The 10,103-nt window shown below is 56.4% G+C and carries 7 protein-coding genes and 2 tRNA genes; 7 read left to right on the top strand and 2 right to left on the bottom strand.

The genetic code is table 11. The features are described 5' to 3' along the window. Window positions 1-158 precede the first annotated feature (158 nt). Window positions 159-1,706 carry a Na+/H+ antiporter NhaC family protein gene (locus QVO43_RS01875; RefSeq protein ID WP_022486917.1) on the bottom strand — a complete coding sequence of 516 codons (1,548 nt, stop codon included), beginning with the start codon at window positions 1,704-1,706 and terminating at the stop codon, window positions 159-161. A gap of 160 nt (window positions 1,707-1,866) precedes the next feature. Between QVO43_RS01875 and QVO43_RS01870 the strand changes: the two genes are divergently transcribed. After that, window positions 1,867-3,393, top strand: coding sequence for an alanine/glycine:cation symporter family protein (locus QVO43_RS01870; RefSeq protein WP_022486916.1), 1,527 nt, complete (start codon window positions 1,867-1,869; stop codon window positions 3,391-3,393). A 66-nt stretch (window positions 3,394-3,459) separates the two neighbouring features. On the opposite strand, the gene QVO43_RS01865 is transcribed toward QVO43_RS01870, so the two are convergent. Continuing rightward, window positions 3,460-4,653, bottom strand: a complete 1,194-nt coding sequence (locus QVO43_RS01865; protein ID WP_022486915.1) for an aminotransferase-like domain-containing protein — start codon at window positions 4,651-4,653, stop codon at window positions 3,460-3,462. A 320-nt stretch (window positions 4,654-4,973) separates the two neighbouring features. Here QVO43_RS01865 and polA point away from each other — a divergent pair, with 320 nt between their 5' ends. The 6 genes from polA (at window position 4,974) to QVO43_RS01835 (ending at window position 10,020) form a co-directional block, all read left to right on the top strand. Next, a complete protein-coding gene (gene polA, locus QVO43_RS01860) occupies window positions 4,974-7,592 on the top strand; it encodes a DNA polymerase I (RefSeq protein WP_022486914.1) in 2,619 nt (872 codons plus the stop codon). 9 nt (window positions 7,593-7,601) lie between these two features. Beyond that, window positions 7,602-8,423 (top strand): bifunctional DNA-formamidopyrimidine glycosylase/DNA-(apurinic or apyrimidinic site) lyase, encoded by an 822-nt coding sequence (gene mutM, locus QVO43_RS01855; RefSeq protein WP_022486913.1) that lies wholly within the window; start codon window positions 7,602-7,604, stop codon window positions 8,421-8,423. A 9-nt stretch (window positions 8,424-8,432) separates the two neighbouring features. Then, window positions 8,433-9,020: a dephospho-CoA kinase gene (gene coaE, locus QVO43_RS01850; RefSeq protein WP_022486912.1), complete on the top strand. Its 588-nt coding sequence runs from the start codon at window positions 8,433-8,435 to the stop codon at window positions 9,018-9,020. A 143-nt stretch (window positions 9,021-9,163) separates the two neighbouring features. After that, window positions 9,164-9,763 (top strand): lytic transglycosylase domain-containing protein, encoded by a 600-nt coding sequence (locus QVO43_RS01845; protein WP_022486911.1) that lies wholly within the window; start codon window positions 9,164-9,166, stop codon window positions 9,761-9,763. A 54-nt stretch (window positions 9,764-9,817) separates the two neighbouring features. Further along, a tRNA-Leu gene (locus QVO43_RS01840) sits at window positions 9,818-9,904 on the top strand. 30 nt (window positions 9,905-9,934) lie between these two features. After that, window positions 9,935-10,020 (top strand) — tRNA-Leu (locus QVO43_RS01835). Window positions 10,021-10,103: the final 83 nt, after the last annotated feature.

The raw sequence follows: 10,103 nt of genomic DNA, 5'->3' as shown, positions 1-10,103 counted from the left end.
TTCCTGGGCAGTGTCAGTACCAAGGTATCCCAGAGCGCTCATTGCCCGGTGACCATCGTAAAGTAAGAAGGAACCGGCCACAACTCCAAACGCGGGAATAAAAAGGGGGTGTTGCACATAAGGTGCAACACCCCCTTTGGTTACAGGTGTGAATTTTTTCACACCCCTTTTTTCTTCAATCTCATTCTGGCCCGTCTGTGGAGCAGGAACAGGGCCAGCAGCAGAAGACCGATGCCGGTGATGAGGGTCAGGACCACGCTGCCCCCGGAGAAACCGGCGGCCAGGTAGGCCATGAAACAGCAGGCGGCCACCAGGCAGGCGTAGGGGATCTGGGTCCCCACATGCTGGATGTGGCTGCATCCGGCCCCGGAAGAGGAGAGGATGGTGGTGTCAGAAATGGGGGAGCAGTGGTCCCCGAACACGGAGCCGGCCAGGGTGGCGGACAGGGTCACGGTCATGATGGTGGGAGTGGCGGACTGGCAGATGAACACCACAATGGGGATGAACAGACCGAAGGTGCCCCAGGCAGTACCGATGGAGAAGGAAAGCCCGGCTGCCACCAGGAATACAATGGCCGGCAGCAGTTCCATGGGTAGATGGCTGGTCTGGACCAGCATGCCAATGTATTTCCCGGTGCCCAGGTAGTTCTGGCACAGGGTGCCGATGGTCCAGGCCAGGGTCAGGATGATGTAGGCAGGGACCATGGTGTTGATCCCGGCACCGATGCTGTCCATGAACTGCCGGAAGCTCAGGAGCCTGCGGGGAACGAACTGGACAAAGGCCACCACCAGGGCCCAGAACCCGCCCAGCACCAGCGCGGCGGAAGAATTGCTGTTGCCGATGGCGGCCTGGAAGGAGAGCCCTTTGGACCAGTAGCCTCCGTTGTACAGCATGGCCAGGATGGTAAAGACGATGAGAGCGGCAATGGGGATCAGCAGGTCATACACGGTGCCTTTGGCAGTCACCGGCTGCTGCTGTTCCCGGGCTTTCTGATCAATGGCGCCCAGTTCTCCTTTGGTTTCCGCCAGGTCTTCCACTGTGGCCATGGGCCCGAATTCCAGGTCCGTAACGGACAGGACGGTGACCATCAGGATGGACAGGATGGCGTACATGTTGTAGGGGATGGTGGCGAAGAAAGCGGACATTTCATTGGGGAAGGCGCCGGTTTCGTACAGGGTGGACCCTACGGCAGCAGCCCAGCTGGAAATGGGGGCGATGATGCACACGGGGGCGGCGGTGGTATCGATGATGTAGGCCAGCTTGGCCCGGGAAATCCGGTACTTGTCCGTTACCGGCTTCATGACCGTACCTACGGTGAGGCAGTTGAAATAGTCATCGATGAAAATCAGGATCCCCAGGATGCTGGTGGCCAGTTCTGCAGCCCGGCGGCTGGTGATTTTTTTGGTGGCCCACTGACCGTAGGCCTGGGAACCGCCGGCCTTGTTCACCACAGCCACCAGGGAGCCCAGCAGGGCCAGGAACAGGATGATGTTGAACTTGTCCGGAGTACCGACGGTTTTGGACATGATCTCAAAGGCGGCGGAGCTCATGTCCACCAGGCCTCCGCCGGAAGCGGCCGCATAAATCAGACCGCCGGACAGGATCCCCAGCATCAGGGAGGAAATCACTTCTTTGGTGATGAGCGCAAGAGAAATGGCAATAATCGGGGGCAGCAGGGACAGGATCCCCACATCTACAGGTTCCATAATTGACTCCTTTTCTTACAGGGTATAGATTGATTTTGGAAAAAATATGTTTTATTTTATCATATTTCTACCGTCATTTCACAAAGACGACGAAATTTGTTGAAAAACTTTCAGACTATGTTATAGTAAAAGAATAAAAATATGAATGAGGGAGATGCTTATGGAGAATTTGTTTGCATGGATCAACTCTGTCCTGAAGTTCGTCGGCCCCCTGTCCGACTTCTTCTGGGACATTCCTACCCAGTTTGCATGGTACAAAAACCTGCCCCTGTTGGGAAGCTTTTCGTTCGCCATTATTGTGCTGGTAGGATCCGGCATCTATTTCACCTGCCGGCTCCACTGTATCCAGCTGACCCATATGGGAACGGCCATCCGGCTGCTGGTCCACCGGCGCAGTGCCGCCACCGGGATCTCGCCGCTGGCGGCCTTTATGCTCAGTTCCGCCATGCGGGTGGGCCCCGGGAACATCCTGGGGGTCACCGGGGCCATTTCCGTAGGGGGACCGGGAGCCCTGTTCTGGATGTGGGTATCTGCGTTCTTCGGCATGGCTACCGCCTTTGTGGAAGGGACCATGGCCCAGCTGTTCAAGGAAAAACGTCAGGGACAGTTTGTAGGGGGACTGCCCTTTTACGGACGGGCTCTTTTCGGAGGCAGCCAGGGTGTGGGCATCTTCCTTTCTCTCCTGTACATCTTCTATGCCCTGGGATGTCTGCCGGCCCAGGGATACAATGTGGTTTCTTCTGTAGGGGCCATCGGGTCCATGGTCAGCGGTACGGAGATTCCCACCAACTCCCTCTTCTATTACGGCACGGCAGCTGTGGTACTGGTCTTTACTGCCCTGCTGGCCTTCGGGGGCATCAAAAAGGTGACAAAGGCCACCAATGCCATGGTTCCGGTGATGGCGGTGGTATACGTGGCCACTACGGTGCTGCTGATTGTGGGCAATGTACGGTCCGTTCCTTACTTTTTTGAAGCGGTGTTTGCGGGAGCCTTCCGGCCGGAAGCCTTTTTCGGCGGGGTGTTCGGTACCGTCCTGGTCCAGGGAGTGAAACGGGGGCTGATGAGCAACGAAGCGGGCCAGGGGACCATTACCATGTCCGCCGCATCCGCCGATGACGAACATCCCTGCGAACAGGGGCTCCTGTCCGCTGCCGGGGTGTTCCTGGACACTCACATCATCTGCACCATGACCGGGTTCATTGTGATCATGGCCCATGCCTGGACCCAGGATCCTGCCGCCTGGAAAGCCGCCGGGAAGCTGCCCAAATATCTCCTTTCCGTGACCCAGCTGACGCCCACTGCCGGGATCAATACGGCGGTGAACCTGGCCCTTACCCTGTGCTTCTGCCTGTTTGCCTACACCTGTCTCATCGGAATGGTGTCCTTTTCGGAAATCGCCGCTGCCCGTCTGAGCAAAAATCCCCAGGTGATCGTCACTGTCCGGTGCCTGTGCCTGCTGGTGGCCGCCTTCGGCATCCTGGTGAACATTGCCGGCTATGACCTGAGCAACCTGTGGGCCTTCTCCGACCTGGCCAACATCATCATGGTCTACTGCAACGTGCCCCTTTTGTACAAGGGATTCCAGTACGTGCTGAAAGCCCAGCGCCACTTTGTCAGCGAAAGCCCTGAACCCTTCGACGGAAAAAAGATCCTGGGCATTGATACCCCCTGCTGGCCGAGAAAATAAGGGGGTGAAAGATTCGCGACCCGCGACCCAAAAATGGGGCTGTTGCTTATGCAACAGCCCCATTTTTTACTTCCCTTCTTTGATCTCCTTCAATGCTTCAGCCATCCGTTTTACCCCTTCCACAATCCGGTCATCAGGCATGTTGGAGTAGTTGATCCGCATGTGCCGGTCGTTCTTGATGTTGGGGTAGAAGAATTCGCCCAGTACACCGGCCACGTTCTTTTCGATGCACTTGTCGAACACCTTCCGAGCGCTGACCCCTTCCGGGAAGGTCAGCCACAGGAACAGGCCCCCTTCCGGATGGGTCCAGGTGGTGCCGTCGGTGAAGGTTTCTTCCATGGTCTTCAGCAGCAGGTCACGGCGGTGCTTGTACAGCTTGTTGATTTCCGCCACATGGTCATCCAAGCTGTATTCATCCATGTACCGGTCGATGATGGCCTGGTCAAAGGCGGAGGTGTGCAGGTCGGCACTCTGTTTTACCTTGACGAATTCCTTCATCAGGGTGGTGGGAGCGGCCAGCCAGCCAATCCGCAGCCCCGGGCAGAAGGTCTTGGAGAAGGTCCCCATGGCCATCACCAGGTCTTTGGTGTCCATGCTCTGGAGGGAGGGGAGGGTTTCCCCTTCATAGCGCAGTTCCCCGTAGGGATTGTCTTCCAGCACCGGGATATTGTATTTGTTGACGATTTCCATGAATTTCTGCCGCCGTTCCAGGCTCCAGCAGATGCCGGTGGGGTTCTGGAAATCCGGGATCACATAGATCAGTTTGGCCCGGGGCGTTTCCGCCAGGATCTTGTCCAGTTCTTCCGGGATCATGCCCTTTTCGTCAGTGGGGACTTCCTTGAACACCGGCTGGTAGGCCTTGAAGGCATTGATGGCAGCCAGGTAGGTGGGGCTTTCCATCAGCACCACATCCCCTTCGTCAAAGAAAATCTTCCCGGCCATGTCCAGGTTCTGCTGGGAGCCGGTGGTGATCAGGATGTTTTCCGCTTTCAGATGGGATTTGTATTTCCGGTTCATCCGGTCGGCAATCTTGGCCCGGAGGGTGGGACGGCCTTCTGTGGTGGCGTACTGGAGCACCTTGTGGCCTTCAGCGGCGCAGACTTCCTGACACACCTTGCCGATTTCTTCCACCGGGAACAGTTCCGGTGCCGGCAGCCCCCCGGCAAAAGAAATCACTTCCGGACGCTGGGTCACTTTCAGGATTTCCCGGACCGCAGAAGCCTGCATCCCGGCCATCCGTTTGGCAAATTTGTATTCCATAATAAAAACCTCCCCCAAAATCAGCTGTCTTTTCAGGACAGTACCAATTTCATTGTATCCTAGAAAATGCTATCACTATTGATTTTTACCGTCAAGAAAATGCATTTAATATATTGTATACAAAAGTCCTAAAGAGTTATTTCTGTACAGTTCTATACAAAAACAGAAGAATAGAAAAAATACAGTAATGTAGTATGGATTTATCAGCAGGCAACGGCCGCTGACCGTTGACGGGAACTGCTGCCCCCGCAACAGCTCCCCCTGTCCCTTTCAAATATGGTATAATAATATGATTAGAATAACACTGAGGATGGTGCGCAATGGACGAAAAATTCCTTCTTATTGACGGCAGCAGTCTGATCCACCGGGCTTTCTTTGCTCTGCCGCCTTTGACCAATAAAAAAGGGGTCAACACCGGGGCGGTGTACGGCCTGTGCAATATGATCCTGAAGCTGCTCCAGGAGATCAAACCCAGCTACATGCTGGTGGCTTTCGACAAATCCCGGAAAACCTTCCGAACGGAAAAATTCCCGGACTATAAGGGCCAGCGGAAGGCTACGCCTCCGGAACTGAAGGAACAGTTCCCTCTGTCCATCCGACTGCTCCAGGCCATGGGGATCCCCACCCTGGAAGTGGACAACTACGAAGCGGATGATATTATCGGCACCCTGTCCAGCGGGGCTCCGGACAGTGTCCAGGTCCGGATCGTCACCGGGGACCGGGATGAATTCCAGCTGATCAAAAACAATGTCCAGGTGCTGTTCACCAAAAAAGGGATTTCCAATATTGCCGTCTATGACGAAAAGGCCTTCGGGGAAGAATACCAGGGACTGGAACCCCGGCAGATCATCGACCTGAAAGGGCTCATGGGGGATACCAGCGACAACATCCCCGGGGTACCGGGAGTGGGCCCCAAAACGGCCCTGAAGCTGATTGCCCAGTACGGCACCGTGGAAAACACCCTGGACCATGCGGAAGAAGTGAAGGGAAAAGCCCTTCAGGAGAAGCTCCGGAACAACCGGGATCAGGCCCTTTTGTCCAAAGACCTGGCCACCATCTGTCTCCAGGTACCCATTGAAAAGGATCCGGCGGCCTATCCTCTCACAGGTCTGACGGAAGAAAGCCGGAAACTGATGCAGGAACTCCAGTTCAAGAACCTGTGGGACCGGTTCGTACCGGTACTGGGCTGCGCAGCAGGCACGGAAGGGGCCAACGATGATCCTCTGTCCCTGTTCGGTCAGCCGGTAGCTGCAGATACCCTGGAAAGGGTGGAAATCAGCGACGATGCCCAGGGAGACAGGCTGGTGGAAGAAATCCGGGCCAAAGGGGACCAGGTGGCCCTGGCCTATGTTCTCCAGGGCAATCTGCCCAGCCAGCGGCTGGAACAGCTGGACCTGGTCTTTGCCGGAAAGCATTATGTCTTCCACCCGGAACAGGCGGGGAAACAGGCGGTGCTGGCACTTCTTGAGAATCCGGATCTGCCCAAGGCGGTGGCAGATCCCAAGGAGCTGTACAAATATATGATGGGACAAGGGAAAGCCCTTCAGGGAGTCACCGACGATCCTTCCCTGGCCGGCTATCTTTATGAACCGGGAGCCAGCAGCTACGGGATCCAGGGTTTGGGAGAAGAATTCCTCTCGGCGGCCAGCGTAGAAGCCGCCCAGGATACAGCGGCCCTGGTGCCGGTGCTCCGGGACAGGCTCCAGGAACGGGGACTTACCCGGCTCTATGAAACCATCGAACTGCCCCTTACGGAAAACCTGGCGGAAATGGAATGGAACGGGATCACCATCGACCAGGCCATGCTGGACGAAGTCACCGAAGAAATGACCAAAAAGGTACAGGCTCTGGAACAGCAGGCTTTTGACCAGGCAGGGGAACAGTTCAACCTGAATTCTCCCAAACAGCTGGGGGCCCTGCTCTTTGAAAAACTGGGGCTGCCCGTTATCAAAAAGACCAAGACCGGCTATTCCACTGATGTGTCGGTACTGGAAGCTCTCCAGGGGGAACATCCCATCATCGAGACTCTGATCAGATATCGGCAGCTGTCCAAACTCCTGTCTACTTATCTCCTGGGTCTCCATCCCCTGATCAACCCGGCCACCGGCCGGATCCACACCCATTTCAACCAGATGGCCACAGTGACCGGCCGGCTGTCCAGCACGGAACCCAACCTTCAGAACATCCCTACCCGGACAGAAGTGGGGAAACGGATGCGGGAAATGTTCGTGCCCGGGAAAGATTACGATCTGCTCATGAGCTGCGATTATTCCCAGGTGGAACTCCGGGTGATGGCCAGCATTGCCCAGGATGAACTGCTGCTGGATTCCTTCCGTCACGGCCAGGATGTCCATGCCCGGACCGCTTCGGAAATCTTCGGGGTGCCTCTGGACCAGGTGACACCCTACATGCGGAGCAAGGCCAAGACTGTGAATTTCGGGATCATCTACGGGATCAGCGATTTCGGCCTGGCCCGGCAGCTGGGGGTGCCCCGGGGAGAGGCGGCCCAGTATATTGAAAGCTATTTTGCCCGGTACACCGGGGTGAAGGATTATATGGAACGGGAAAAACAGAAGGCTCGGGAAATGGGCTATGTGGAGACCCTGTTCGGACGCCGCCGGTACCTGCCGGACATCAACGCCAAGAATTTCAACCGTCGGAGCTTTGCGGAACGGACTGCCATCAACACTCCCATCCAGGGAACGGCGGCGGACATCATCAAGGTGGCCATGCTGAAAGTAGCGGAAAACCTGAAGAAAGCCCAGGTGAAAAGCCGGGTGCTGCTCCAGGTCCACGACGAACTGGTGTTGGAAGTCACGGAAGAAGAAAAGGACCAGGTGGCCCAAATCGTCAAGGACACCATGGAACACGCGGTGGAACTGGCGGTACCCCTGGTGGCGGATGTAGCCACCGGGAAAAACTGGGCTCAGGCCAAGTAAGGAGGAACCATGCCGGAACTGCCGGAAGTGGAACAGGTACGGATCAGCCTGCTTCCTCATATAACAGGAAAAACCATCGAAAAGGTCCGGGTGGATCTGCCCAAAATGATCCTCCATCCGGATCCGGGAACTTTTGTCCAAAAGCTCCAGGGAGCCCGGTTCACCGGAGTGGAGCGCCGGGGAAAATACCTGCGGCTGGACCTGGAAAAAGGGGACTGGCTGCTGATCCATCTCCGGATGACCGGAGCTTTGCTGGCCCTGCCCAAAACCGCTCCGGAACCGCCCCATACCCGGATGGCTTTTTATCTGTCCGGAGACGAAAACCTGTACTTCAGTGACATCCGTACCTTCGGAGTGGCAGCCCTGGTGGGGGAAGATGAATGGAAGGACAAAGGGTACGAAAGCCTGGGACCGGAGCCTCTGGATCCGGTTCTGACTCCGGAGTATCTCCGGGAAAAGGCACGGGGAAAGACCGCCGTAGTGAAAGCCTTCATCCTGGACCAGACCATTATTGCCGGCCTGGGAAACATCTATGCCGATGAGGCCCTGTTTGCTGCCGGGATCCGCCCCACCCGCCGGGTGAACCGGATGACCCGGAAGGACTGGGAAGCTCTGGCTATGGCCATCAAAGGGGTGATCCGCCAGGGGCTGGAACACCATGGTACCACCTTCCGGAACTACCAGGATGCGGACGGGCACATGGGGGACAACAGCCTGTATCTCCAGGTGTACCATCGGAAGGGCCTGCCCTGCAAACACTGCGGTACCCTGCTGAAGCAGATCAAAGTGGCCGGCCGGGGCAGTGTTTACTGTCCCCGGTGCCAGAAATAAGGAGGAACCATGAAGGTAATCGGACTCACCGGAGGCATTGCTTCCGGGAAGAGCACGGTCAGTGCCTATCTGAAAGAAAAGGGAATCCCGGTGTTCGACGCGGATGCGGCCGCCTGGGAAGTGGAAAAGGCCGGATCCCCCTGTCTCCGGCAACTGGTGGAGGTTTTCGGGCCGGCCATCCTGACGGAGAAAGGGGAATTGGACCGGAAGGAAATGGCCCGGCTGGCCTTCCATGACCCGGCGGTGCTCCGGCAGCTGAATGCCATTGTCCACCGGGCCGTGGAGGAAAAACGGGATGCTTTTCTGGCTGCCCACCGGCAGGACCCCGTGGTGATTTTGGATGCCCCTCTCCTCCTGGAATGCGGCTGGGAAAAGGTGACGGATACCGTATGGCTGGTGTATATTCCGGAAGAGGAGCAGATCCGCCGGGCCATGGCCCGGTCCGGCATGACCCGGGAAGAGGTAAAAGACCGGATCCGGAAGCAGCTGTCCCTGGAAGAAAAACGGAAACAGGCCCAGGTGGTGCTGGACAATCGGGGTACCCTGGAAGATTTGTACCGGCAGGTGGACCGGGAACTGGACCGGCTCTCTCTCTGAGTTTGCCGTAATGTTGCAAAGAACAGTTGAAACACCGCCGGCAGATTTGATATGATAGTAGGAAAAAAGAAATGGACGCCTTCCGGAAGAGCAGGGACTTTTCCGGAAGAGCGCGGAAGATAGATTTATTGTGAGGGATTGTTTTGGAACGGAAGAGAAAGACAAAGCGGCCCGGGTGTCTGCCGGTGGTGCTGGTGTTCCTGCTGCTGATGGTGGCTGGGTATTTTGGCTGGAAGACGGATACTGCCCAGCGGAAGTTCGTCTACAACTGGCCTTATGCCCGGGAAATCCATCTGTACAGCGCCCAGTACCGGGTGGATCCCTTCCTGGCGGTGGCTGTGATCAAAAACGAAAGCAACTTCAAACCGGAGGCACAGTCCAAAGCCGGAGCCATGGGACTTATGCAGATCACCCCGGAAACCGGGGCCTGGATCGCCAAATGCACGGATTTTCCCAATTTCCGGGATTCCATGCTGCTGAAGCCGGAGCTGAACATCAAATTCGGCTGCTGGTACCTGGCGGAACTGGAAAGCGAATTCCACGGCAATGAGGTGCTGATGCTGGCCGCCTACAACGCCGGCCGGGGCACGGTGAAGGAATGGATGAAGGATTATGGATGGGATTATGATTTCAACAATCCTGCCCAGATCCCCTTCAGTGATACCAGGGCCTATGTGCAGAAGGTTTTGAACGACAGGGACAACTACCAAAATTTATATAAAAAAACATTAAAAAACTATTGACGAAGATTCCTGATTGTGGTATTATTTCTTTGTTGCCGATTGAGAAACAGACAAGCGGGCATGGCGGAACTGGCAGACGCGCTAGCTTCAGGAGCTAGTGGGGGCAACCCCGTGGAGGTTCAATTCCTCTTGCCCGCACCAAACTTTTCACCTCAGCAATCACACAACTTTGCGGTTGTGGCGGAAAGGCAGACGCGTCAGCTTGAGGGGCTGGTGAGGGAAACCTCATGCGGGTTCAAGTCCCGCCAACCGCACCAACTTTCCAATACCGGGGGAAAAGCGAGAGGGCTCGACAACAAATTTCATATGCGGGCATGGCGGAACTGGCAGACGCGCTAGC

Origin of the sequence: Acidaminococcus sp. CAG:542 (assembly GCF_000437815.1) — a bacterium.
Lineage (GTDB): Bacteria > Bacillota > Negativicutes > Acidaminococcales > Acidaminococcaceae > Acidaminococcus.
This window is presented reverse-complemented; position numbering and strand designations above follow the sequence as displayed.

Bases quoted from the DNA above. Each gene is read 5' to 3' on its own strand.
- polA (WP_022486914.1), top strand. From the start codon at position 4,974: ATGGACGAAAAATTCCTTCTTATTGACGGCAGCAGTCTGATCCACCGG.
- mutM (WP_022486913.1), top strand. From the start codon at position 7,602: ATGCCGGAACTGCCGGAAGTGGAACAGGTACGGATCAGCCTGCTTCCT.
- coaE (WP_022486912.1), top strand. From the start codon at position 8,433: ATGAAGGTAATCGGACTCACCGGAGGCATTGCTTCCGGGAAGAGCACG.
- QVO43_RS01870 (WP_022486916.1), top strand. From the start codon at position 1,867: ATGGAGAATTTGTTTGCATGGATCAACTCTGTCCTGAAGTTCGTCGGC.
- QVO43_RS01865 (WP_022486915.1), bottom strand. From the start codon at position 4,653: ATGGAATACAAATTTGCCAAACGGATGGCCGGGATGCAGGCTTCTGCG.
- QVO43_RS01875 (WP_022486917.1), bottom strand. From the start codon at position 1,706: ATGGAACCTGTAGATGTGGGGATCCTGTCCCTGCTGCCCCCGATTATT.